The sequence below is a fragment of the Terrimonas ginsenosidimutans genome, from assembly GCF_022012415.1.
GTDB classification, from domain to species: Bacteria; Bacteroidota; Bacteroidia; order Chitinophagales; family Chitinophagaceae; genus Terrimonas_A; species Terrimonas_A ginsenosidimutans.
The window spans coordinates 197,215-223,573 of the sequence record NZ_JAKLTR010000014.1; the positions used below are offsets into that span (position 1 = coordinate 197,215).

A 26,359-nucleotide genomic window follows, 5' to 3' on the forward strand; every position below is an offset into this window, starting at 1 on the left:
GCGCAAAATTACGCAAAAACTCTGCGAGCGGCAAGCTACTTCTTCTCTGCCGTGGCCAGTTTACTTTTATTGATACCATACAGGAAATAGATCACGAGGCCCAGGGCCAACCAGCCGAGGAACCAGGCCCAGTTTGCCTTGGTCATCCCCGTAAGCAGGTACAAACAGGTGGTTACGCCCATCACCGGGATCAGTGAGTATTTTTTTATCATGGAGAGAATGCTCAGCAGGATACAGATGGCCCAGAACACGATCACGGAGATGTTTGGTGTTGCCAGGTCCATAAAGGAAACCTTTCCTTCATTGTAGTCTGCATTTCCGGAGAAATCAAAATTAAACGCATCAGAGAAATAGGTTCCGCCGTATTTCGCAAACAGGAAGATCGCCACGGCAATGATCAGCGGATAGGTAAATTGCGCATTGATATAAGGCATATTGAAACGACCCGGTTGCTTTTCTCTTCTGGGGATCAGCAATACACCGCCGCAGACCAGTACAAACGCAAACAGCGTGGCGATACTGGTAAAGTCGATCACGAACGACTTATCCGTGAATATGATGGGAAGTCCCACGACGATCCCCGTCACGATCGTTGCGAAAGAAGGCGTTTTATATTTTGGATGTATTTTCTGGAATACGGAAGGCAGCAGCCCATCGCGGCTCATACTCATCCAGATCCTTGGCTGCCCCATCTGGAATACGAGCAAAACGCTTGTCATCGCAACCACGGCACAGATAGAAACGAGCAATTGCATCCAGCCTACATTCAGATTCTGTTCTTCAAAGATAAACGCCAGCGGATCACCCACTCCAGCGAAGTTTTTGAAATGAACGGCACCGGTCAATACCAACGATAAAAGGATATAAACCGTTGTACAGATCACGAGGGAAAGGATCATTCCCCGGGGAAGATCCCGCTGCGGGTTCTTACTTTCTTCAGCAAGTACACTCACCGCATCAAAGCCGATATAGGCAAAGAACACACCGCTCACTGCGGCCATCACACCGCTGAAACCATTTGGCATGAACGATTTGACACCTGCATCATTGGCGGGAGTCCAGTTAAAGCTCAGGCCATTTGAAAACACCAGCGCACCACCAACAATGATCACCAGCGCTACGATCGCCAGTTTCAGGATCACCATAGCATTGCTGAAATTGCGGCTTTCTTTGATCCCCCGGAACACCAGGTACGTGATCAGGAGGTTGATCACCAGCGCCGGCAGATCGACAATGAAACGCAGGCTGCCCAGCATCGGCGCCGTATTCCAGGCCTTCACGAGATCACTTGACGGATCCGCGCCGGCTTCCACAGCCTTTTGTGCTTCCCTGTAGCTGGTACACAGATAGTCAGGAATATGAATATTTACTTTATGCAAAAAAGAAGTGAAGTAATCGCTCCAGCTAAAAGACACATAAACGTTGCCGATAGAATATTCCATGATCAACGCCCAGCCAATGATCCAGGCAAACAATTCCCCAAAGCTCGCATACGAATACGTATAGGCACTTCCCGCCACCGGGATCCTGCTGGCAAATTCAGAATAGCAAAAAGCGGTGAACGCACAAGCGATACCGGTAATGATGAACAATACCACCACGCCCGGCCCCCCCTTGAATACGGCATCACCAAGGCTGCTGAAGCTACCCGCTCCGATGATCGCCGCAATACCAAAAAAGGTAAGGTCCTTTACTGTCAGTACCCGTTTAAGGCTACCCCCGCCACCATGTGCATCATCTGCTCCTTCTGCTAAAATTGATTCAATCTTCTTCTTCCGGAACAATGAGTTTGCCATTCGCGAGTAGTTTTGTTTGAAGGGTTCAAAATAGGGAAAAAAACTGAAACAGAGGGGCAGATCGTTGTCCGTTGTCCGTTGACCGTTGACCGTTGTCCGTTGTCCGGAGAAACGATGGCCGATGTCCTTCGATCGAATAGTCACGAATAAGTAATGCCCTGTGCCATTCACCCGGAACCTTGCTTACTTTTATGCAGCCGGACAACGGTCAACGGACAACGGACAACGGTGAACGGACAACGATCCTCAATATTCCCGTTGCACCAGAAAATGCGCAAGTTCCTTCAACGGTTCTTTTCTTCGCGCGAGCACGGCGATGTCTTCGAGATGAGCAAAGGCTTCGTCGAGGAATTTATTTTTTAGTTGCAGCGCCCAGTCGTCCACTTTACAGTCGCGGAAGAGTTGAAGGACTTTTTCCACTTTACCGGGTTCATTGGTTTGGAGAAGGCGGTGAAGTTCGGTCAGTTGGGCCCCCTGGGCTGTTTCGAGGGCGTGAATGAGCAGGAAGGTTTTTTTATTGGCGAGAATATCCCCACCAACCTGTTTACCGAATTTGAGGGGATCACCGAAGGCATCGAGGTAATCATCCTGCACCTGGAAAGCGAGGCCGAGTTTTCTGCCAAACTCATAGATAAGCTGCTGGTTGCGTTCGCCGGCACCGCCGAGGATCGCCCCCATTTTTAAACTGGCCGCAATGAGAACGGATGTTTTTAGCTCGATCATGTGCAGGTAAGCATCGAGGGCTACGCTTTCCTGTGTTTCGAAATCCATATCAAGCTGTTGTCCTTCGCACACTTCGCGGGCCGTTGTATTGAACAGTTGTAAGATCTGAGGCAGAAATGCCGGCTGTATTTTATTGAGCTGCTCATAAGCGGCTACCAGCATTACGTCGCCGGAAAGAATGGCGGTGCTTTCGCCATATTTAGTATGTATGGTTTGAAATCCGCGTCTGAGCGGAGCTTTGTCCATGATATCGTCATGGATGAGCGTGAAATTATGGAACAGTTCGACGGCATTGGCTACGTTCCAGGCGTTGGGGCTGATATCTTCAAAGAGTTCATTGCCCATCAGGCAGAGAACAGGGCGCACGCGCTTCCCTCCCATCTGGAGAAAGTAGACATTGGGTTCGTAAAGTGTTGCCGGGGTTTCAGGGAAATGAGGCTGATTGAAATAGGTGGCAAACTGGCCGGATAACTGTTCAAAGGAATGCATGGCGCGAAGATACAGATATCCGGATTTGTTGGATGCGGTTTTGATCGACTGGCGCAGGAGTATCGCAGAGAACGCTGAGGACCGCTAAGAGAGCTAAGGCCCCGGAACTTCTGGAGTCTCTTTGCGTTCATTGCGGTCCTCAGCGTTCTCTGCGATACTCCTACGCCAGTCGGCTTAAATTACTCTTTCTTCTTCTTTCCCTTCGGCTTTTCAGCTTTCGGCCTGGCAGCTTTGGGTTTATCCGTTTTAGGTGTCTGCGCTGATTTAGCGGTTGACTTACCCGATGATTTTGTACCAGATTTGGGTGAAGGCGTACTCTCAGACCTAGCAGTATCCTCCACTATCACCCAATCATAATCCAACTGGCGTTTCAGCAAATTAGCTGCCACCACTTTGATCCGCACCTTATCTCCCATTCTGAATTTCTTCCCGCTCCGCATGCCTACCAGCGCATAATCATTTTCCACATGTCTGAACTCATCATATTCAAGCAATGTATTCACACTTACCAATCCTTCGCATTTTGTGTCAACGGTTTCAACCCAGAAGCCGAAGCTTGCCACACCACTGATCACCCCATCGAAGTCTTCGCCAACATGATTCTGCATGTACTGCACCTGCTTGTATTTGTTAGATGCCCGCTCTGCTTCCATCGCGGCACGCTCACGCTCGCTGCAATGTTTACAGCGATCTTCCATCTTCTTATCAACGATCACGTGATTGTCAAGCACTTCCTGTAATACGCGATGCACCATGATGTCCGGATAACGGCGGATCGGAGAAGTAAAGTGACAATAGAAGGCAAAGCCCAGTCCATAGTGACCGACATTCTCTATCGTATATTTTGCCTTTGCCATCGTGCGGATGCCTAATTGCTCCAGCACATGCTGCTCCGGCTTGCCATGTGCGTCTTTAAGTAACTGGTTGAATGAAACCGCGATCGCTTCAGGAGAAGATGCATCGAACTTATGACCGAACTTATTGGCAAATGCAATGAACGGCAACAACTTCTCCGTATCCGGAGTGTCGTGTATCCGGTAAGGAAAAGGAAGCGGTTTATTCTTTACTTTGATCTTGGAAATATGCTCCGCCACATAACGGTTTGCCAACAGCATGAACTCTTCGATCAGCTGATGCGATTCTTTGCTTTCCTTCACCACGATCCCGATGGGATCTCCTTTTTCATCCAGCTTGAAACGTACTTCCTGCGAAGAGAAATTGATCGCTCCTTTTGCAAAACGTTTCCTGCGCATCTTCTGAGCAAGATCATTCAGGGTAAGGATCACTTCAGCATTGTCACCGGCTTTTGTTTCGATGATATCCTGTGCTTCTTCGTAGGTATATCTCCTGTCTGAGTGGATAACGGTCCTCCCGAGCCAGTAATCCTTCACTTCTGCTTTCGCATTGATGGTGAAGATCGCTGAAAAGGTGAGTTTATCTTCATTCGGGCGAAGCGAACACAATACGTTGGAGATATGCTCCGGCAACATCGGGTTCACCCTGTCCGGCAGATAAACAGAAGTGGCTTTCTGATACGCAAATTTATCGAGTGCGTTATCCGGTTCCACATAATGACTCACGTCTGCAATGTGAACACCGATCTCAAACAATCCATTTTTCAATACGCGAAAAGAGATCGCATCATCAAAATCCTTTGCATCAACCGGGTCGATGGTCAAGGTGAGGATCTCACGAACGTCTTTTCTTTTTTTGATCTCGGTGGAAGGAATTTCGTCAGGGATGCGCGCAGCTACTTCAAGTGCGTCATCCGGGAAGCCGAGAGGGAAGCCTGCTTCCAGCAGGATCTCCTTCATGGCAATATCGTTGGGATTCTCTTCACTGAGAAGGCTCACCACTTCACCAACGGGGCGCTTATCTCCTTTTTCCCATTTCACCAAACGGGCAAGTACACGATCATTATTTTTCGCCTTGTTCAGGTTACCCAACGGGATAAAGAAATCAGGCATTGGTTTTTCAGATTCCGCAATGAAGAATGCAAAGGTTTCATTCATCTGGATCTGACCGATGAATTCTTTTCGTTTACGCTCCATTACTTCTGTCACTTCACCCTGCAGCCTGCGGCCGCCACCTGAAACGCGTACCAGCACGGTATCTCCGTGCATGGCTGTATTAAAATCGTTCGGCCTGATCAATATATCAGTTTCCATATCGGGGACTATCACAAATCCCATTCCTGAGCGCGTGATATCCAGTTTACCTTTGAATGTTTTTCCTTCTGATCCATTCGATTTATTATGCTTCTTCTTCGAGTTATTTTTTCTACCCATATTTTTAGTTTTTCGCGGATTTGTCAAAATCCTGTATATAATTTACGACGGACTGATCAAATCTTTCGCCTTCATTAAACAAAAAATGATGCCTGACCGGGATCACATAGATGGGCCAGCCCAAAATTTCCTGGTTGAATTTAACCAATCGGACGGCATCTTTCTCAGTGGTAAGAATAATTTTATTTTCAGCCTCCATGGCTTCGAATTTTTTCCGGATCTCTTTCAGGTCATCGATCGTGAAAATATGGTGATCAGAATACCTGATCACCTGGTACGACTGACTGTGATCTTCTAACCAGTTTTCCAACGGCATTGGGTTCGCGATTCCTGTTACCAGCAATACCTCCACATTAGCTTCGGGTTTATAACCCATATGATCAAGAATATGATACATTTCTCCATACTCGATCGCTGTAAAAAAGACCTGCTGCCCTGGCTGGGGATTTATTTCCCGGATGATCTTTTGCTTTTCTTCCAGAGTGATGGCTGGATCGCATTTGGTTACGACGATGATCTGTGCGCGTTTGTAGGAAGATTTCAGATCCCGGAGATCCCCCGTTGGCAGATAAAAGTCGCGTGTAAAAAGATTGCTGTGATCGGTCAGGATGATATTCAGCCCCGCTCTTACACTTCGGTGCTGAAATGCATCATCAAGGATGATCGCCTGAGTGTCCGGCTTATCATGTAATAATTGGGGGATGGCAACGATCCTCTCCTCTCCTACAGCTACCGGGACTTCAGGAAATTTCAGGTGAAATTGCATCGGCTCATCGCCGATTTCGAGCGCGGTAGTGGAAGGACCCGCCAGCGAATATCCTTTGGTCTTGCGCTTATAGCCGCGACTTAACGTAGCTACTTTATACCGGTCTTTTAATAATCTAACGAGGTATTCAACCATGGGAGACTTACCGGTGCCGCCCACTGAAAGATTGCCCACGCAGATCAGGGGAAGGGCAAATGCCGATGATCTCGAAATATTCTTATCAAATAACCAGTTGCGGATCACAATGGCAAGCCAGTAAATCAGCGCGAATGGCAGGAGTAATATGCGGAACGACTTTAAAAAGAAATCAGAAAACATATGTATTATCTGGTGAAACAACAATGTCTAAAGGTATGTCAAATTCGTGGAGGTCGTCCAGTTTATCCACCGGACCAAAATAGCAGAATCCGACCTTAATACAATCCGGCCTGACGGAGGCCAGATATTTATCGTAAAAACCTTTACCATAGCCAACCCTGTAGCCATTTGTATCAAATGCGAGGAGGGGCACAAATACAAGATCGATATGTTCCGGAAGCAGGATATCACGGCTGTCCGGCTCGTGGATATTCAATTCAGTTTTGAGAAAAGGGGTATCTATATCGGTCACCACAGCCTGCATGGTGAGTGAAGAGAAATCAGACACGGGATAACAGACTTTCAGTTCAGGGTTGCGGAATTTGAGGTATTCCGTAAACAGGTGTGTATCCGGTTCGTTGTTTTCTTCAATCGGCCAATAGGAAAGAATGGAATGAAGGAATGGCACGCCGGCTGATTGGAACTGGATCAGCATCAGATCGTCCATTTTACTCATTTGCTGAACGGACAGATCCAGTCTTTTCTGGCGGTAAAGTTTGCGGGCTTCTTTTTTTAGCATGGAATATCCTTTATAATAGATTGGCGCAGAAGTATCGCAAAGAGCGCAAAGAGTGCGCCAAGAACGCGAAGAAATCTTAGCGCCCTTGGCGCACTCTTTGCGCTCTTTGCGATACTTCTACGCCAGACCTGGATTATTCATTTACAAAAAAGGAGAAGATCGTCGTGCCATAGTTCTTTTCCATCTTATAAAGCGGAAAGGTCTTATAATCATTCCGGGGTGTATGTTCCAATACGAACCACCCTCCCGGTTTCAGCAATTGTTTTTCCACGATCTGTTTGGGGAGTTCATCGATCGTTGTCAATGCATACGGCGGCCCCGCGAAAATAAAATCGAATTTATCCGTGCATTGTTCAATGAATTTGAACACATCCATCTTCACCATCTTCATATTATCGATATGAAGGGACTCAGCGGTTTTCTTAATGAAGTCGAACATGGCATGATCCTTTTCCACGATCGTCAGCTGCTGTGCGCCGCGCGAAGCCAGTTCATAACTGATGCTGCCCGTTCCACCGAACAGGTCAAGAGTGACCAGTTCTTCCATATCCAGTTTGTGCTGGAGCGTATTGAAAAGCCCTTCCTTTGCAATGTCTGTTGTAGGCCGGGTATAGGGCATTTTTGCCGGTGGATTGATCTTTCTTCCACCATGTTCTCCTGCTATGATGCGCATCGTACGAGATCATTAAGCGATGTGAAAAAATGAGCGGGATATTGTTGCTCTCCCTGGATATTCCAGTCGGGCTCCCTGAACTGTATATTCAGAAAGTAGTTATACAACTCACGGTACAATGCAGATTCCTGCGTGATCAATCCGGATAACGCAAGCTGCACCGTTTCCTGTGTAAAAGAAAACTGCCGGCAGGTATTCAGTAAATAGTACAACACATCCGCGGGTGTTGCGTACGCATAAGTTTGAGCCAGCAACAGCTTATTTGAACGGGTTACGATCAATGAAAAATTATCGGGGCGGATATCAACAGCCAGCACATCCTCCGCGCCGCCAATACCTGTATTCTTCAAACCGATAGTGTATGTATGACAACGTTCGCTGTCCGCAAAATGCCGGCTGATCCATTCAGCGGTTTCCCTTGGAGCGGAATACACATTCTGGATCTGCCAGTCCTGCACATATTCGGTCATCAGCAGATCCCTGTTAAGCGTACCATACAATGATTTCAAAAGCGCAGGCGCTTCGTCCATGTTGTAATAAACCTGTGGCACCAGCACGCTTTGCGGATGATCAAAACATACAATGATTTTTGAGAACTGGCCACCGAGTTCCGGATGGCTTTGATAGATCTCCTGCAAAGCCTCCTCCTCCATGCTGGCATCTGTATACCATGCAAGCTTATAAAGTTCATTCCCCGAAGGAGAAGTAACGGCAAATCCGAAATGCTTCTCCCCCGTTCTTACAGCCAGTACCTGTTCACCGTCAGACGGAATCGATTCGGATGAGATATGAAAAACCTGTTTCACCTGTTCGTTTTAATTGGTGCAATGTTAGGAAAAATAAGCCAGTTTTGGGCTGGGATGGTGCGGGGAGGTTTTATGGGTTTTTAGAGGTCCCATAAGATTCAAAAGTTCCAGAGGTTTTTGCGTATTAGTCATTAAAGATCTATGAAACCTATGAATCTTATGGAACCTCTGAAACTCCTCACTACCACCTCTTTCCCTACCTTTGCTTCCCTCCGATGGCAAACATTGCTCCAAATACAGACCTGCGGGTTGAGATATCCACTAAACAAATCTTAAAAATCGCGCTGCCGATATCGCTGGCGCTGCTGGTACCGCAATTGAATTTTGTGGCGAATACCGTGTTCCTGGGTGGCCTTGGAGAAACGGAATTGGGCGCAGCGGGGATCACGGGCGTGTTTTACCTGGTATTTGCATTGGTGGGAAGCGGGCTGAACAGCGGCTTGCAGGCGCTGATCGCGAGGCGCGCGGGCGAGAACCGTCCTGAAGAGATCGGCAAAATGTTCGCCCAGGCGATCTGGATCGCGCTGGGGTTTGCCTTTGCCAATATCATCATCACCTATCTTTTAGGATCATTGTTCCTCTCAACCGTTCTTCATCATGAAACGATCAGGCAGGAAGCGTCTCTTTTTATCAGCATCCGGATCCTCGGATTACCTTTCCTGTACCTTTTCCAGATCGGGAATGCATTGCTGGTAGGCACCAATAACAGCCGCTACATGAAGTATGGCTTTATTGCGGAAGCTGTATTGAATATCTTCCTGGATTACGGATTGATCTATGGAAAGTTTGGCTTGCCGCAACTGGGGTTCAACGGTGCGGCGATCGCATCTGTATTTGCAGAAATCGCCGGCGCAGTGATCGTCTTTGCGATCATTGTGATAAAGAAATTACATCTGCGGTTTTCTCTGTTCAGGTACCTGGCATTTGACAAACAGTTGTCGGGATTGATCTTCCGGCAATCATCTCCCCTGATCCTGCAGTTCGTACTGAGCGTGGGTGCATGGCTGTTGTTTTATATCCTCATCGAAAATAGCGGAACGGGAGAACATGCAGAAAGACCACTCGCGATCAGTAATACCATGCGCACCGTGTTTGCTGTGTTTGGCGTATTCGTATGGGCGTTTGCCAATACCAGCAACGCGATGGTGAGCAATATCATCGGTCAGAAAAGACAGGATGAAGTGCTGATACTGGTAAAGAAAATTGCAAAGCTGAGCCTGTTGTTCACCGCATTCCTTTCTATCCTCATCAATATTGCTCCGCATCTTTTCCTGAGCATCTTTTCGAAAGACACCTATTTCATACAGGAGTCGATACCGGTACTAAGGATCGTATCGGTATCACTCCTGCTGATGTCTATCTCCGCTGTGTGTTTAAATGCAGTTACCGGAACGGCCAATACGAAGATCAATCTGGCAATCGAGATCGTTGCGATCATCGTTTATGGCATTTATGTTTATCTTGTTCTCCGTGTCTGGCATCTGCCATTGGTGGTGGCCTGGGCATCCGAGTTTGTATACTGGAGCGTGATCTTCTGCTTGTCATCATTATACCTGCGCAGCGGACGCTGGAAAAACAAAGTCATCTAGTTATAAAAGAAGAATGTATCTATGAAAAAAGAAGTAGTTCTGATCGCCCTGGGGTTTGCGTTCCTGATGGGTTGCAATGGGAACACCGATGAGCCGGTGCAGGAAACCACCCCTCCCATTCCCCTGATCAATTATTCCGTTAAAAGAACCTACCTGCATGATACCACTTCCTTCACAGAAGGCCTGCTGTTTCATGAAGGAGCGTTATATGAAAGCACAGGCGCTCAACCCGACCTGCTTAGTACGAGATCGCTCTTTGGAGAGTTGAGTCTTAAAACCGGAAGGATTGATGTAAAAGCAGAACTTGACCGTGACAAATATTTTGGAGAAGGCATTGTATTCTTTGGAGATAAAGTGTACCAGCTTACTTATACCACGCAGAAAGGTTTTATCTATGATGCAAGAACCTTTAAACCGATCCGTGAGTTCAGCTTTCCAAATAAAGAAGGTTGGGGTATGACAACAGACAGCACTTATCTGATCATGAGTGACGGCACTAACCAGCTTACTTATTATTATCCGGATTCATTTGTGATGAAACAGACAGTGCCCGTTTCTTATGCACAAAACCCGGTTGACAGGTTGAATGAACTTGAATACATCAATGGTTTTATCTATGCTAATGTGTACACGACCTCAACCATTGTAAAGATCGATCCTGCTACGGGTGTGATCGTTGGCCGGATCGATCTTTCTTCTCTCTTTAATGAGGTGAAGCAAATGTACCCTGGTGCTCTTGAAATGAACGGGATCGCATACAATCCTTCTTCCGGCACAGTGTTTATCACAGGGAAGATGTGGCCGGTGATATATGAGATCAGCTTTCCGATTTGAAGCAGTGCAGGAGCATCGCAAAGTGCGCAAAGAAATCGCGAAGAGCGCGGAGAAAATCTTTGCGCCCTTTGCGATGCTCCTGCGCCGGTTAAGTCAAACGCCCCGTCCTATCATTCGGTGTGACCGATAGTCCAATTCCGTAGCAATGTATTGAATTACAATGCCTTTTCGACAACCAGCCCTTTTTCATCTTTTCTTCATCTTCGGGGTCTAGGTTTGTTTTGTAAATCAAACACAGTATTAAAAACAGACTTTATGAAAACGAATCTTTTATTTGCAGCAATCCTTTTTTCTTCCGCAACATTTGCACAGGAAGCAAAAGTGAAAACAGCACAATCGGCCGGGGTTAGATCTTCAGTAAATGTAAATGACCGGGAGGCGATTAACGCGAATGGTTCCGTAAACTCATCGGCAACAATCCAGGGCGGCAGATCGACCGTAAATGCTACCAAAGAAGCGGCGGTGGAGACGGGTGTAAAAACAAAAGCCAGGATCAAACAGCAGCAGGCACAGGTTTCCGCACAGACAGAACAGACCTTGAATGCAACGGCACAGCGTTTGCCTAAAGCTGGTATATCGTCAGAAGGCGGAACTTCTGCAGGTATTTCATCCGGTCAGAACAATAAACTGAAAACAGATGCGTCTCTGAATAGTGCGACAAACTTATCTGCACGCCCGGTGAATACAAACACGGCGATCAGTAAAGATGTGACGGTTAGAACAAAACGGGTAGAAGTTACCACCAACACGGCTGTTAAAACAGCTACTGCGGTAAAGCCAAAACCGGTGGCCATTAAAACCCAAACCATGTCAGCCAACAGCACCCTATTGAAACTTAGATAAACAAACAGAGGCCTTCTTAACCGAATGGTCTTCATCGATGGATCGATTACAGAAGGCCTCTTTTTTAATATATGACCAACTATCTCTTTACACGGATCTTTTACCTGCTGTTGTTTGCATTGGCAGCATTACAAACGGAAGCGAGTGAAGGTAAACCCATCACAACCGTCACACTGGCTGTTTCGCCCTCTTATGTTGTGGCGGATACGATCCCTCCTGTAAAACAAACCGCGGAAGAAAAACCGGTTGAACAGAAACCGGTGACCATTCCGGCAACTACAACCGCACCTCTCATAAAAGTAGTGCCGAAAGCAAGAAAGCAGATCAAACCGGTCGCATTGCCAACCGTGCCGATAAAAACACCCAAGGTCATTAAGCCGATCATCAAGGTTGGATCACTACTACCGTAAACACAAGATCAACAACTACCAAATGAAAATTGCTATCACTATACTGACACTTTTTATAGCCTGCATTACGCATGGCCAACAAGACAGCACTGTGGCGATCGCCGACAGTACCGAACCTGCGAAATCCACTCTGACGATCGGCGTGAGCTACGCGAACAACGCCAGCTACTACGGTCAGAAAGCACTGGAGAAAACGCCTTATGTTGCCGCAGTGGCCAGCTATCGTCACAGATCAGGTTTATATGCAACGGCAATGGCCTATCGTCTGGTAAAGGATTCACAGACACTTGCATCTGCATCAAGCCTGGGAGCAGGCTTCGCGTTTAACCTGAGTAAACACCTCAGCGCGGATCTCAGTTACAGTCATACATTTTATCCATCCCTCTCTCCATTCCTGCAGGCAGCCAATGCAAATAATGCCAGTTTTGGTTTAACGCATACCGGTTGGCTTACAACATCGGTTGGCGTTGACTATGCCTTTGGCAAAACGAATGATGTATTTGTGACGGCAGGCATCGGGAAAATGATCTCGCTGGGAAGCCTGGGTGAAAAAGACCTGGTAACGCTCAATCCGTCTGCGGACGTTTCAGCCGGCACGCAGCGTTTCTTTGAAACCTATACGGAAGAAAAAAAACTTCGTGATAGTATACTGGGTGTAATCCCTATCCCGCCGATTTTTGGTCAGCCAGGGAATGGCGGAACAACTACCACCACTAAAACAACCACGAGCTTTGATCTTTTATCATACAACCTGAAAATACCCCTGGCCTATAACCGGGCTCACTATATGCTGGAACTTGCTTATCAATTATCTTTATTAAGCAACAAAGCGCAAACAGGTGCCGGAAAAACAAATTCCTTTTTAACAGCCAGTTTTTATTACCAGTTCTAACCATATGAAAGTACTGATAGTAGAAAACGAAAGATCAATGGCGCTGGAGATGGAAGCGTTCTTAAAAAAAACCTATCTCTGCGATCTTGCATTCACTGCGAAGCAGGGATTGCTATTGATGGAAGATAATCAATACGATTTTATATTGCTTGATCTTGGGCTGCCTGATAAAGATGGTTTACTGTTACTGGAAGAAGCAAAAAGAAATTGTCCGCAAGCATCGTATATCATCCTCACAGCCAGAGGAAAGATAGAAGATCGTATCAAAGGGCTTGATCTTGGGGCGGATGATTACCTGCCCAAGCCCTTCTCTCTTCTTGAATTGCAATCGCGCATGCATGCCATTGCAAGAAGAAAATCGGGGCTGAAAGACTCAATGGTTGATCTGGGTGATTTTACGATCGATCTCAACAGGAGAAGTGTTTCATTCAGTAATGAAGACATTGATCTTTCACGGAAGGAATTTGACCTGTTGAGCTATCTTCTTTTACACAAAAACCGGCCGATGAGCCGGATGCAGCTGAGCGAACATATCTGGGGAAGTATGAATACAGAAGATTACGATTCAAATTATATAGACGTTCACATAAAAAATATCCGGAAGAAACTATCCGCGCATGCCCCGGTAGAATGGCTTCAAACGATCCGGGGTATCGGTTATAAAATAAAGCTCTGAATTTGAAACTGCTTACCAAACTCACCTTGTTCGTAACACTATCAAAAGTAGTGATCGTCATTCTTTTCGTATTACTGCTTCCGGTACTGGTAAACAGGATCGCTTTTCAATACACCAACTATTATCTGCGTCAGCAAAAAGAAAAAGTGCTAAAGGTGATCAATGCAAATGGCATCGATTATTATTTCCAGGGAGATTCAACCTATGGAAGCTATACGATGCTGAAGGAAGAATATATCTCCCTAGAACCAGCAGTTCTCAACACTCCCGATACGATCCAGACAACCCAAAGGCTGATAGAAGGCGATACGCTTACTTATCGAGTATTGAATCATGAATTCAATTACCAGGGGAAGCAATACATGCTGGAAGTAGGAAAAACAACGGCTACGATCAGCCAGTATAATAAGCCGTTACAGCGTGTGGCCTTATATGTTCTGTCGGGACTGATCGCATTAACGATCATTACAGACCTGGTTTATACGCGTCTTGTATTGCGGCCGCTGGGCGTCATCATCCGGACGAAATTGCGGAATCAGCAATTTCCTTTTAAAGAACATCTTCAGGCGATCAAAACATCCACATCGGATTTCCGGTATCTTGATCAATCACTGATCGAACTGATGAATAAGATCAGGGAAGATTTTGAGCGGGAACGGGAATTCACTTCCAACGCATCACACGAACTGATGACGCCGATCACCATCCTGCAGAATAAAATGGAGAACCTGCTGATGGATGATCTCTCCGACGATGCACAGGATAAGCTGGTGGGTATGATGAAAACACTGAACAGGTTGAAGAGGATCGTGAATTCTTTATTACTGATCTCACGTATAGAAAACGAGCAATTTGCAAAAACAGAAACCGTGAACCTTGCAAGACTTATTAGTGAGATCTCGGAAGAATTGCAGGATCGGATGGAAGCCAGGAATATTCAATTCAGGAATGATCTTTCCGCTACTGTACAGGTTCATCATGCAAACAGGGATCTTATCTTCCAGCTGATCTATAACCTGGTCAATAATGCGATCCGGTACAACAAAGAAGACGGGGCCATTCGCATCAGCAGCGAAACGAAAGCGGATGGAGTTGTGGCATTGCATATAGAAGATACAGGTATTGGCATCAGAGCAGAAACGATTGCGGTGCTGTTCGACAGGTTCAAAAAATCGGGTGTTGCGGGAGAAGAGAGCTATGGGCTGGGATTGGCGATTGTGAAGTCAATCGCAGCATATCATGGAGCGGAGATTAAGGTGGAGTCTGAGGAAGGAAAAGGGAGCAGGTTTACGGTGGTATTTCCTGTCTGACAAGTGATCAATTTTAAATCAGGCTGGCGTGGTAGTAACGCAAAGGACGCGGAGGAGCCGCCAAGCGCGCTAAGATACCTTTGCGTTCTCTGCGGCTCCTCCGCGTCCTTTGCGTTACTCCTTACGCCAGTTCAATATCCAGGTCTCAGAAATTACAACTGAATTTCACTGCCGAGCTACCGCTAAAGTTATCAATCGGAGGATTTAATTTCTCGACAGAGACCGTTGCTGTTCTTATAGAAGGGAATTTCTTATGCGCAGCATAAGCAATGGTTTGTGTAAGCGTTTCCAGCAGATCTACCGGCTGCTGCATGGTTTCATTGATAATATTGAACAACGCTGCATAATCAATCGTCTTATCCAGATCCACAATGATCCCCTCTCCCGGCTCATAAGCCACTTCCATATTCACCACAAAATCATTTCCTTTCTGACGCTCTTCCGGATAAAGACCGTGATAGGCACGAAAGCGGACATTGTTGAGAGAGATGTGCATTAAACCGGGCATATACAGAAAGTTTAATAGTTTAAATGTTTGAAAGTTTAATAGTTTGAATGCGGGAGTAAAGTTTATAAAAAAAGGTTTCTTAAGCTTAACGTCATTGATTAACTATAAACTTAAGAAACCCCGGAAACTTTTAAACTATTAAACTTTTAAACTTCTTAGTGTAATCCTTTTGAGCTCAGGTACCGTTCTGCATCCAGTGCTGCCATACAACCGCTGCCGGCAGCGGTCACGGCCTGGCGATAGATCTTATCCTGCACATCACCGGCAGCGAATACGCCTTCCACATTTGTTTTGGAAGTACCGGGAGTGGTTTGGATATAACCTGCTTCATCCATATCGAGGAGGCCTTTGAAGATATCAGAGTTTGGCTGGTGGCCAATTGCCACGAAGAAGCCGTTGATCGCGATCTCCTGTGATTCGCCGGTCTGGTTGTTCCTGATGCGAACACCATTCACGGTTTTCTCGCCGAGGATCTCATCGGTTTCTGTATTCCAGTACACTTTGATATTTGGAGTGGCAAGCACGCGATCCTGCATCACTTTGCTGGCTTTCATCTGGTCTTTTCGGATGAACATGTGTACGTTCGTGCAAAGTTTGGAAAGGTAGAGTGCTTCTTCAGCCGCGGTATCACCGGCGCCGACGATGGCCACTTCTTTGTTACGAAAAAAGAATCCATCGCAAACAGCGCAGGCACTGACACCAAAACCATTGAGGCGTTCTTCGCTTGGCAATCCAAGCCATTTTGCGGAAGCACCTGTTGCAATGATGATCGAATCAGCCTCGATCCATTTTTCTTCGTCGATCTCTACTTTATAGGGGCGGACTGACAAATCAACTTTAGTTGCGAGGCCGAAACGGATGTCGGCACCCATTCTCTTAGCCTGTTTTTCAAAATCAACCATCATTTCCGGGCCCTGGACGCCTTCCGCGTAGCCGGGATAGTTCTCAACTTCCGTAGTGATCGTGAGCTGGCCACCGGGCTGGATACCCTGGTATAAAACAGGTTTCAGGTTCGCACGGGAGGCATAGATGGCGGCGGTATATCCTGCGGGTCCGCTACCGATAATCAGCAGGGACACTTTTTCTTGTTCGGTCGTCTTTTCCATTCTTACAGAGGAATTTAATCGTCAAAAATAAGCCTTATTGCGTTTTAAAAGACGCGTCATCAACGTATCTGAATAGCGTGTGTAAAACTGTAGAGATAACAGCGGAAGGAAGGGAAGAGTTTAAAGGGGGGAAAGTTTGGGAGGGTTTCAGAGGTTTGGGTGGTTTCCTGTGCACTGTGTATGGAAACGGATCCGCCGCATAATTATTCATTGCGCAGAATAAAAAAGAGGTTTAATAAGATGGAAGAATGCCTCCTAACTTATTAAACCTCTTTTATTTATGGACAAAACTTATGAAACCTTAGGAGCTTCTGGAATCTCCTAGACCTTCCAACCCTCTCACCTCCTACCCCAACCTCTCATCAATGATCTTCTTATCCACTTCCGCCTGTGTGCGGTTTTCTTCCTGGAGGCGTTTGAGTTTTTTGCCATAGGACATCTTAGTGATCAGGGCGAAGAGAACGGGTACCACGAAGATGGCGAGCGTGGTTGCCGCGATCATACCGCCGAATACGGTCCATCCGATTGTTTTGCGGCTCTCCGCTGCTGCACCGGTGGCAAAGGCGAGCGGAAGCACGCCCAGAATGAACGCAAGGGAGGTCATTACGATCGGGCGCAGGCGAAGTCTTACGGCCGACAGCGTCGCATGCACAATATCGATCCCCCGGTCCACCCTCTCTTTTGCAAACTCCACGATCAGGATCGCGTTCTTGGCGGCCAGACCGATCAGGGTGATCAGACCGATCTGCGCATAGATATTGTTATTCAGGTTTGGTAAAAGCGTCAGGGTGATGATCGATCCCAGTGCCCCGATCGGAACCGCGAACAGTACAGAGAACGGCACAGACCAGCTCTCATACAATGCGGCAAGGAACAGGAACACGAATACCAGCGAGATCGCGAAAATGACAGCCTGCTGACCACCCGCGGCAATTTCCTCACGGCTCATACCTGAGAATTCATAACCATAACCCGCAGGCAATTTGGCCGCTTCTTCTTTCAGCGCTTCAATTGCCTGTCCGCTACTGAAACCAGGTTTCGGAGAACCGTTGATCTCAATTGAGCGATAGATATTGTAATGCGAAAGCACGGCAGGGGCTTCGATCACTTTCGTCGTGATCAGCGAACCCAATGGCACCATATTGCCCTGGCTGTTCCTCACATAATAACGCCCGATATTATCGAGGTTACCCCGGAAGGAGCTATCAGCCTGGGACATTACACGGAAGTTCCGCCCATATAAGTTGAAATCATTTACATAACTGCTACCAAGGTAATTGGACAGGGTTGCATATACATCAGAGACCAATACACCCTGTTTCTTTGCCTGATCCTTATCCACGTCTACCTGGTAACTTGGAGTGCGTGCATTAAAGAAGGTATAGGCCATTGCGATCTCAGGGCGCTGGTTCACTCTTCCGAGGAATTCCATTGCCACACGTTCAAAGCCTTTGGCGTCATCGGTGCTACCGGTTTGCTGCAACTCAAACGTAAAACCGGAAGTGGCACCCAGTCCAGGGATCGCTGGAGGCGCTATCGGAATTACACGCGCTTCCTTGATATCCTTCACGGCAGCACTGATCTTCGCAATCACACTTTGAACGTGATGCTCCTTGCCTTTACGATCATCCCATGGCTTCAGGTTCACAAACATGGTACCCACGTTCGATTTATTGGAGAAGCTCACGATGTTCAGGCCGGCCAGACCACCCACTACATTGATCTCTTCCAGCTTTTGTACGCGACTCATGATCTCTTTCAGCATGGCAATGCTTCGCGTGGTTGAGGTTGCTTCCGGCATTTCGTATGTAACGAACAAACGGCCTTCATCTTCCGTTGGGATAAAGCCGGTCGGTTTGTTCTTGAACAGGAATACAAGACCAACAAACAACGCTGCCATCATTACCAGCACATAAGGTGTACGACGGATCCATCCGCCTACTCCACGCGTATAGCTGTTGGTCAGGCGACCGAAGTGTTTATTGAACCAGGCGAAGAATTTATCCAGCAGATTTTTCTTATCATTTTCACCTTTCGAAGGTTTGAGCATGATGGTACACAATGCAGGCGTCAATGAAAGCGCGACAAATGCCGAGATCAGTACGGATACCGCGATCGTAATGGCGAACTGCTGGTAAAGCCGCCCCACGATACCGGGAATAAATCCAACCGGAACGAATACCGCTGCGAGGATCAACGCGATCGCAATGACAGGTCCGGAGATCTCTTTCATGGCTTTGCGTGTTGCTTCTTTGGGCGACATCTTCTCGTGATCAATATTATGCTGTACGGCTTCCACCACAACGATCGCATCATCCACCACGATACCGATCGCGAGTACGAATGCGAAGAGTGTGAGTGTATTGATGGTGAAGCCGAGCGGACCGAAGAAAATAAATGTTCCGATCAGGGATACCGGGATCGCCAGTACGGGGATCAGTGTAGCCCTCCAGTTCTGCAGGAACAGGAATACCACCAGGATCACAAGGATCAGCGCTTCCACCAGCGTATGCATTACCTCGTTGATAGAAACTTCCACGACAGTAGCGGTTTCAAGAGGCACAAGGAAATCCACATCATCAGGAAACGTTTTTCTCATTTCTTCCAATGCATTCTGTATTCCTTTGTAAGTATCAAGTGCGTTGGCTCCCGGCGCCTGGTAAACCAACACGAATGCGGCAGGTTTACCATTCACGAAAGCGTTCGCGGTGTAATCGAATTTACCAAGCTCAACCCGTGCCACATCACTCAGCCGGACGATGCTTCCATCGGCTGGTCTTGTTCTTACAACTATATTCTCGAACTGTTCTTTTGTACTGATACGGCTGTTCGTGATGACACTGTATTCAAAAGTCTGAACACCTGGTTGCGGATTACCACCAACGGTACCAGCTGCCACCTGGAGGTTTTGCTCCTGAAGAGAGGCATTCACTTCCTGTGGTGTTATACCCAGCGCGGCCATCTTTTCAGGATTCAGCCAGATGCGCATACTGAAATCGTCTGCACGGGAAAATATATCACCCACGCCTTTTACACGAAGAAGGGCGTCCTTTACATAGAGGTTAACATAGTTACCGATGAAGGTTGCATCATGCTTTCCGTTGGGAGAGTAGAATGCAAGAGCCATCATGATACTCGGGTTACGTTTACGCACCGTCAGACCAAGCCTTTTCACCGCATCGGGTAATGTTGGCTCCGCAACGCTCACACGGTTTTGCACGTCGAGTGTTGCGATATCGATATTGGTCCCCACTTCAAAGTTTACGGTAATGCTGCTCTGACCGCTACTGGTACTGTTACTGCTCATGTAGGTCATACCGGGCGTTCCGTTCACCTGCGTTTCGATCGCGGTAGTAGTAGTTTGTTCTACTGTCTGCGCGTCTGCGCCGGTGAAGTTACCTGAGATAGACACGGTGGGCGGAGAGATCTCCGGGTACTGTGCCACAGGCAAATTGATCAGCGAAATGATCCCCACCAAAACCAGCACAATTGATATAACAATGGCGGTGACGGGTCTTTTTATAAAAGTATCTGCTATCATGTTTTATGAAAGATACTTGCAGGCTCAGGGTTTCTTTCACCTGCAACTGTCATTAAATATGTTCTGCTCTTCTCTTAATGATGATACTTCGACCGGAACTTGTTTCCGGCAAAGGGCATCATTATTTTTTAGGCGCTGCTGCTCCACCCTGGCCCTGAGGCGCGGGCTGAGTGGTAGTGACTACAGATCCCTGGCGTAAGTTCTGCATGCCCTCAACCACGATCTTCTCTCCTTCCTTCAGGCCATCTTTCACGAGAATGTTTGTACCGATCGGGTTGCCCAGCACAAGTTTACGCTGAGACACTTTGCTGCTGTCTCCCACAACGTATACAAAGAATTCGCCGAGTTGCTCGGTTACGGCTTTATACGGGATCACGATTGACTGGCCGCCGTCAGCATTCAAGATGCGTACGGTCGTATTCATACCAGCTTTCAGCATTTTCTCCTTATTGGGAAAGGATAAACGGATCTTGATGGTACCGGTTTGTGGATCCACGGCACGGTCGATCGTGTTCACAGAGCCGTAGAACGGATAAATATCTTTTCCAAATGCGATAGAGAAGGTTGAGTCATTGGCTTTTTTACCTGTTTCTTTTTTGGCGAACTGGTAGAAAGATTTCTGATCAACAGGAAAGTCAACCGCCATCGGGTCATCGGTAGAGATGGTGTTCAGGATCGTCTGACCAGCGATCACAGAGGTTCCGCTGCGTACTTGTGAGATGCCAATAGTTCCGCTGAACGGCGCAACGATCGTTGCGAATCCAACGTTTGCTTTTACAGCGTTCACATTTGCTTTTGCAGCGGCAACCTGCTTTTTAGCAGCTTCGAGGGCGGCATCAGCATAGTCAACCTGTTGTTTCGCGATCGCATCTTTTTTATCGAGTTCATGATAACGGTCTGCATCTTTCTGTGCCTTCAGCAGGTTTGTTTCCTGTACCTGTTGGTTTGCCACAGCCTGATCGAGGTTAGCGCTGTAAAGCTGCTGATCGATCGAATAAAGGCGCTGGCCTTTGCTCACCTTATCACCATCTTTGAAGTAAATAGCGGTCACATATCCTGTCACCTGCGCCCTGATCTCCGTCTGATTCAGCGCTACAACTGTTCCGGGATATTCATCATAATAAACGGCGTCAGTAGAGCGAACTTCGTCTACAGTTACGGGAGTTGCAGGTGGCGGACCAGCCTGCTGTGCCGTTTGTTTTCCGCCACAAGCTGCCAGTAATACTGCGCAACTGATTACAGACCATGTTTTGATTGATGTTAAGAACATACTTCTATATTAAATATTCGTACTAAAGGTTGTTAATTCAAAATTCAAAAGTAAAAATGCCCTGATGGATAATAGTGTATACATGTCAGGCAGATTTAATTTTTAGTATTGTATGGTACCGAGCGCGCGCTGTACGTCGATCTTGCTGCTTAATACTGTATACAATGCATTAAAATAATTGATCTGTGCGGTGCGCAGATCTGTTTCAGCCGTGATCACTTCCAGGTATGCTTTGATACCGCTACGGTATTGCAGATTGATCACATCATATACTTCCTGCGCGAGCTGCACATTCTCTTTCACGGCGAGATAGTTTGCCAGGTTGCTTTTGTAAGCAGCCATAGCCGAAGTATACTCGGCATTTACATTGTTCTGCAGGTTTACGATATCAAGGTCAACACGTTTCAGCTGGAATTCGGCAACCTTAATATTATATTTTCTTTTCCCGCCCTGGAAGATCGGTAAGCCTAAAGTAATGCCCACCCAGGAGGCAGGGTAAGAAGTGCTGTACAGTTTAGAGAACTGATCATTCAGGTAGTTGAAATTATAGGCGCCGTTTGCGGACAGTGTTGGAATGAAGCTCCATTTATTATACTTCAGGTTTGCTTCCTGGAGACGTTTTACTGTTTGCAATTGCTGATACTCGATCCTGCCGGCGAGATCAACCATGGCCAGTGTATCCTGCGGGATCGCATTTTCCAGCGTGGCACTGTCGTAGGCGATATTGAGTTGGCCTGTTGCCGGATAGTTCATCGACGCTTTCAGCAATTCAATATTTGCCTTCAGGTTTTCTTCCGTTGCTTTTTTGGTAGCGATCGCGTTGTTCAATGCGATCGTTGCTCTTTTGTAGTCTGTCTTATCCGCAACACCGGCATCATAAGCCGCGCGGGAATCCCGCAAGCTTCTTTCCAGCCGGGTGATGGTTTCCTGAACAACTTTGATCTGCTGCTGGGTGGCCAGTACTGCATAGAATGACTTGCTGACGTTCACAACAAGGTCGATCTTATTGCTGGTCGTCTGCTGTCTTGTCTGCAACTGGACATCATTACGGGAGCGGAGCGCAAGCAATACATCCCTGTTGAAGATGGTCTGCGTTGCACCAAACTGAAATGCTGAGGTATTATCCACGCCAAGCTTCACGGGGTTTCCACCGATGATATTGGTCTGCACCTCGAAGTTGTGCTGCAGCAGATAGTTGAAATTTACCTGAGGATACCAGTCAGCAAGCCGCGACTTTACCTGCAGCCTGGTGATCTCTTCATCCAGGAGAGATTGCTGAATTAAGGGCTGTCTTTTTAACGCATACTGGATCACATTGGGCAGGCTGGCATCCTGTAACAGGCTGTCAGCGGAGGATGTTTGGGCTGAGGACACAGAAGACACCAACATCGCAGGGATCAGCATACGATAGAACATATAAGATCGAGTCTTTCTCATAGTTTGATCGATAGATATATATAATTGTTATACACGATTTTATTCAGCCTGCGATAACGCATGGGCTGAGAAGCCATCTTCGCTAAAGCTCGGATAGCTGGCTAAGGCAAACATTCCGTTAGTAAAACGGGCAGTTCGTAAAACGGTCCGCCCTGTTCTAAAACTTCGGCAGACAGTTTTTTAATAAATGGGAGTCAATGGAGGATCGGCATGCAAATGTACGGGGAAAGAAGAATACAATTCACTACCGAAAGAGATGAAAACGCTTTTTTTTTGGATGAGCGGCATTAGAGAGTATTAGGAATCAACACTTAGCAAAAAGTGAGTTAAACAGTTGTATAAATTTCGGAGAGTTTGGAAAGGGCGATGGGGTGAGAAGTTTAAAAGTTTAATGGTTTAATAGTTTAAAGTTTTTGCCTATGCTTTTGCTCCGGTCCCTCGCCTGATGTAATCAGGCTTGCCGGTATCCTGCAAACGGGTTATTATCACTTGTCCACTTACAGGTTTTTAAGCGATAGCTGTCTGATCGGGCACAAAAAACGTGAGCACGCCCTGAAGCGATATATGCTCCTCAGATACGACATTCTGGCACGCGAAGCCAGCTGATGTGTTGACTGATGATAATCTTTCAAGGTCAGACTTCGCGTGTTTTTGAAATGCTTGTTAGTCGTCGTTAGTTCGTCTCTTGGTCGTCCTTTGGCCGTCCAAAGTTTGACGGGATTTCAGGCCGTGAAAAATGGTGACAAGCTGACACGCTGAGGGCGATAAATCTTTTGAGCGACTGGCCCAGGTTCCCTCCTCCGCTTCGCTACGGTGGAAGGGCCGCCAGAAGTATATGCGAGCGATGCTCATCCGGAACATTTCAACCCAAGCCATTTTGTAGACCACCCTCAACTTTTCAACATGATCCGGAATCCCCCCTGACTTTTAAACCTTAATCTATTAAACTATTAAACCTTAAACCTTGCCCTCTAACGAAAACAGCCCCGGCCATCAAATGACCGGAGCTGTTCTTTAATAACCCGTCTGGGTTTTCTTCGCGTTGCGAAGGTGTATTTTTATACCGCCGTTGCCGAGGCGATGGCGGGGAATTGATCTTTCTCTTGGTTAGTGGACTGAGTTTTTCTTAACCCAGGTAAGCTTTGAGCGCGCTGCTGTAGCGGGCTTTCTGCAAACGCTTGATGGCTCTTTCTTTGATCTGGCGGATACGTTCTTTGGTAAGATCGTATTTCTGACCGATCTGTTCGATGGTAACACCCTGCTCACCATCAAGGCCGAAATAAGCGTTTACGATCTCCGCTTCTCTTGGGCTGAGGGATTTGAGTACGCGACGGATTTCATTTCTCAGAGAGTCTTTCATCACGTCATCGTCAGTATCATCACCACCTTCCAGCAGGTCGCCCATAGCCACATCTTCTGCTTCGTGCACGGGTGCATCGAGAGAGGTGTGACGGGTGTTGCTTTGGAAAATGTTGTTGATCTCTGTTTCACTCATTTCCAGTAACTCGGCCAGCTCTTCTGTAGATGGTTCTCTTTCGTGCTCCTGCTCGAAAGCCATGTAAGCTTTGTTGGCTTTGTTATAAGTGCCAATTTTGTTTTGAGGCAGGCGGACTAATCTGCCCTGCTCTGCCAACGCCTGTAGGATGGACTGGCGAATCCACCAAACCGCGTAGGAGATAAATTTGAAACCTTTGGTTTCATCAAAGCGTTGTGCCGCTTTAATAAGGCCGAGGTTGCCCTCGTTGATCAGATCACTCAAAGAAAGCCCCTGGTGTTGATACTGCTTCGCAACGGATACCACGAAACGGAGGTTAGCCTGCACAAGTTTGTCTAGTGCTTTCTGATCTCCCATCTTGATACGTTGGGCCAGCGTGGTTTCCTCTTCCGGAGTGATCATCGAAATTTTCGAGATCTCCTGAAGGTACTTCTCAACCGCCTGAGAGTCCCTGTTGGTAATCTGGGTAGCAATTTTGAGTTGCCTCATAATGAATCTGTCTGTTTAAATAAAAACAATAATAGACAGTCTTTGTTTGCAGGATATGCAAAGTGTAGTGAAATAAAACCGTCCCGAACCGTCTGCAAAAATACATTGCATTCCCGGAATCTCATAGTCAATGTTGATAATTATTCTCTCAAAATTGACTGTAAGTAATTATATTCCGCCAATTCAATGCTCAAATCGTTGCTGGTGGCGAGTTTCGGGGCATTCCCAAAAAAATCCCAAACTGCATTAAAAGCCTGTCAGGATGTGGATTTCTCTGTTTTTGCCCTTCTATGCAACACTATCCAGATGATCAGACCTGCCAGGAAAAGAAGGGAAGAAATCACCTCCGCCTGGGTTGGCCTGAATCCGAAAAGGTTAAGGTGTGTGTTCACCCGGATCTTTTCGATCAGGAAGCGTTCAACTCCATTCACCATCAGATACAGCGCAAAAAGGGTGCCCGGTACTTTGAGTTTTTTGCGAACGGACCAGAGAAGCACAAAAAGAAGCAGTGCCATCACTATTTCGTACAGTGGGGTCGGGTAAACGGGAACAGGAAGTTCGTTGCAGTATTTTCCGATACAACCGGCGATCGGTTTGCCGGCTTCGTTTACGTTATTTGGGTAAGTGTAGGCCCAGGCCCAGTCGGGCAGCCAGCTAAAGGGCTTAGGATTAAGGTTTTCAATTCCCCAATCTCCATCACCTGCTACCTGGCAGCCAATACGGCCAATACCATAAGACAGCATCAACGCAGGGGCAGCGGCGTCATTCAGGTGCCAGAACCCGATATTATGTTTTTTAGCATAAACCCAGATCGCGATCGCAGCACAGATCAACCCTCCATAGAATGTTAAACCTGCCGGGGAAAAAATATAGGATGAAGGATGCTTCAGAAAATCATCCCAGTTTTCGAATATATCGAACAGTTTGGCGCCGAAAAGGCCGAATATCAGTGCGAGAATGGTGATCTCCCCTACTCTATCCTGTGGCCAGATCCGGATCGTACGTTTCTCAGGCTTCTGCAGTTTCTGCTTATTCTTCTCATACCATTTCATTCCGGCGAACAGGAGACCTAAAATAATACCCGCTGGCCAGCTTCCGATCCCTGAAAAAATGAACTGCTGCGGATCTTCGGTTGCAGAATCGTCCATTATAAATAAGGCAAGGATCTTATATCCGAGGAGGAAACCGAGAAGGAAGTTCAGGATCAGTTCAACCGGAGTAGCAGGCTGACCAACCACTACCTGCATATCAGTCGGGAACAGGAGATTTTCGCCGCTCTTGCGTTTCAGTTCAGCGGTCAGCGTAACAGCTGCCAGCACGAATGCAATGGCAACAAAAAAACCAAACGAATTGACAAACCGGAGAAAACTCCATTCTACACCGAAAAGATCTCTGAAGGCAAAATACAGGTTAGGATACATTTATCGCGTTGGTTTTAAGCAGGCGAATATACGGGCAAAAAGCGAGGATTTGTTTTTCGTTGTCCGTTGTCCGTTGACCGTTGACGGACAGTTCTTTATTTTAAAGCAAAAACCTCCCTG

Annotated in this window: 21 protein-coding genes; 7 read left to right on the forward strand and 14 right to left on the reverse strand. The window is 47.0% G+C overall.

The window, feature by feature from the left end:
• Nucleotides 1-35: 35 nt before the first annotated feature.
• From LZZ85_RS20385 to LZZ85_RS20415, 7 genes are all read right to left on the reverse strand, one after another.
• On the reverse strand, nucleotides 36-1,796 hold the full coding sequence (locus tag LZZ85_RS20385) for an amino acid permease (RefSeq protein WP_237875206.1): 1,761 nt from the start codon (nucleotides 1,794-1,796) through the stop codon (nucleotides 36-38).
• Nucleotides 1,797-2,042: 246 nt separating this feature from the next.
• A complete protein-coding gene (locus LZZ85_RS20390; protein WP_237875207.1) occupies nucleotides 2,043-3,008 on the reverse strand; it encodes a polyprenyl synthetase family protein in 966 nt (321 codons plus the stop codon).
• A gap of 179 nt (nucleotides 3,009-3,187) precedes the next feature.
• On the reverse strand, nucleotides 3,188-5,296 hold the full coding sequence (gene rnr / locus LZZ85_RS20395; protein ID WP_237875208.1) for a ribonuclease R: 2,109 nt from the start codon (nucleotides 5,294-5,296) through the stop codon (nucleotides 3,188-3,190).
• Between the two features lie 4 nt (nucleotides 5,297-5,300).
• On the reverse strand, nucleotides 5,301-6,380 hold the full coding sequence (gene lpxK, locus LZZ85_RS20400; protein WP_237875209.1) for a tetraacyldisaccharide 4'-kinase: 1,080 nt from the start codon (nucleotides 6,378-6,380) through the stop codon (nucleotides 5,301-5,303).
• Nucleotides 6,370-6,939 (reverse strand): 5-formyltetrahydrofolate cyclo-ligase, encoded by a 570-nt coding sequence (locus LZZ85_RS20405; RefSeq protein WP_237875210.1) that lies wholly within the window; start codon nucleotides 6,937-6,939, stop codon nucleotides 6,370-6,372. Before LZZ85_RS20405 ends, lpxK begins: the two co-directional genes overlap by 11 nt.
• 133 nt (nucleotides 6,940-7,072) lie before the next feature.
• Nucleotides 7,073-7,612 carry an RsmD family RNA methyltransferase gene (locus tag LZZ85_RS20410; RefSeq protein WP_237875211.1) on the reverse strand — a complete coding sequence of 180 codons (540 nt, stop codon included), beginning with the start codon at nucleotides 7,610-7,612 and terminating at the stop codon, nucleotides 7,073-7,075.
• Entirely contained in the window at nucleotides 7,600-8,418 is an 819-nt protein-coding gene (locus tag LZZ85_RS20415) for a DUF3822 family protein (RefSeq protein ID WP_237875212.1), read from the reverse strand. Before LZZ85_RS20415 ends, LZZ85_RS20410 begins: the two co-directional genes overlap by 13 nt.
• A gap of 215 nt (nucleotides 8,419-8,633) precedes the next feature.
• Between LZZ85_RS20415 and LZZ85_RS20420 the strand changes: the two genes are divergently transcribed.
• From LZZ85_RS20420 to LZZ85_RS20450, 7 genes are all read left to right on the forward strand, one after another.
• The gene (locus LZZ85_RS20420) at nucleotides 8,634-10,007 is read left to right on the forward strand and encodes an MATE family efflux transporter (protein WP_237875213.1); all 1,374 of its coding nucleotides are present in this window, start codon (nucleotides 8,634-8,636) and stop codon (nucleotides 10,005-10,007) included.
• Nucleotides 10,008-10,028: 21 nt separating this feature from the next.
• Complete coding sequence (locus LZZ85_RS20425) at nucleotides 10,029-10,841, forward strand: glutaminyl-peptide cyclotransferase (RefSeq protein WP_237875214.1); 813 nt, start codon at nucleotides 10,029-10,031, stop codon at nucleotides 10,839-10,841.
• A 255-nt stretch (nucleotides 10,842-11,096) separates the two neighbouring features.
• Nucleotides 11,097-11,684: a hypothetical protein gene (locus LZZ85_RS20430; RefSeq protein ID WP_237875215.1), complete on the forward strand. Its 588-nt coding sequence runs from the start codon at nucleotides 11,097-11,099 to the stop codon at nucleotides 11,682-11,684.
• Between the two features lie 71 nt (nucleotides 11,685-11,755).
• Entirely contained in the window at nucleotides 11,756-12,094 is a 339-nt protein-coding gene (locus tag LZZ85_RS20435) for a hypothetical protein (protein WP_237875216.1), read from the forward strand.
• Nucleotides 12,095-12,116: 22 nt separating this feature from the next.
• Entirely contained in the window at nucleotides 12,117-12,986 is an 870-nt protein-coding gene (locus LZZ85_RS20440; RefSeq protein ID WP_237875217.1) for a hypothetical protein, read from the forward strand.
• Between the two features lie 4 nt (nucleotides 12,987-12,990).
• The gene (locus tag LZZ85_RS20445; protein ID WP_237875218.1) at nucleotides 12,991-13,662 is read left to right on the forward strand and encodes a response regulator transcription factor; all 672 of its coding nucleotides are present in this window, start codon (nucleotides 12,991-12,993) and stop codon (nucleotides 13,660-13,662) included.
• Between the two features lie 2 nt (nucleotides 13,663-13,664).
• The gene (locus LZZ85_RS20450; protein ID WP_237875219.1) at nucleotides 13,665-14,972 is read left to right on the forward strand and encodes a sensor histidine kinase; all 1,308 of its coding nucleotides are present in this window, start codon (nucleotides 13,665-13,667) and stop codon (nucleotides 14,970-14,972) included.
• A 145-nt stretch (nucleotides 14,973-15,117) separates the two neighbouring features.
• On the opposite strand, the gene folB is transcribed toward LZZ85_RS20450, so the two are convergent.
• The 7 genes from folB to LZZ85_RS20485 form a co-directional block, all read right to left on the reverse strand.
• Entirely contained in the window at nucleotides 15,118-15,480 is a 363-nt protein-coding gene (folB, locus tag LZZ85_RS20455; protein ID WP_237875220.1) for a dihydroneopterin aldolase, read from the reverse strand.
• A 155-nt stretch (nucleotides 15,481-15,635) separates the two neighbouring features.
• A complete protein-coding gene (gene trxB, locus LZZ85_RS20460; protein WP_237875221.1) occupies nucleotides 15,636-16,586 on the reverse strand; it encodes a thioredoxin-disulfide reductase in 951 nt (316 codons plus the stop codon).
• 346 nt (nucleotides 16,587-16,932) lie between these two features.
• Nucleotides 16,933-20,127, reverse strand: coding sequence for an efflux RND transporter permease subunit (locus LZZ85_RS20465; RefSeq protein WP_237875222.1), 3,195 nt, complete (start codon nucleotides 20,125-20,127; stop codon nucleotides 16,933-16,935).
• A gap of 121 nt (nucleotides 20,128-20,248) precedes the next feature.
• The gene (locus tag LZZ85_RS20470) at nucleotides 20,249-21,397 is read right to left on the reverse strand and encodes an efflux RND transporter periplasmic adaptor subunit (protein ID WP_237875223.1); all 1,149 of its coding nucleotides are present in this window, start codon (nucleotides 21,395-21,397) and stop codon (nucleotides 20,249-20,251) included.
• Between the two features lie 102 nt (nucleotides 21,398-21,499).
• Nucleotides 21,500-22,834 carry a TolC family protein gene (locus LZZ85_RS20475; protein ID WP_237875224.1) on the reverse strand — a complete coding sequence of 445 codons (1,335 nt, stop codon included), beginning with the start codon at nucleotides 22,832-22,834 and terminating at the stop codon, nucleotides 21,500-21,502.
• Nucleotides 22,835-23,960: 1,126 nt separating this feature from the next.
• The gene (locus tag LZZ85_RS20480; RefSeq protein ID WP_038107151.1) at nucleotides 23,961-24,818 is read right to left on the reverse strand and encodes a sigma-70 family RNA polymerase sigma factor; all 858 of its coding nucleotides are present in this window, start codon (nucleotides 24,816-24,818) and stop codon (nucleotides 23,961-23,963) included.
• Between the two features lie 257 nt (nucleotides 24,819-25,075).
• Nucleotides 25,076-26,239: a prolipoprotein diacylglyceryl transferase gene (locus tag LZZ85_RS20485; protein ID WP_237875225.1), complete on the reverse strand. Its 1,164-nt coding sequence runs from the start codon at nucleotides 26,237-26,239 to the stop codon at nucleotides 25,076-25,078.
• Between the last annotated feature and the right edge of the window lie 120 nt (nucleotides 26,240-26,359).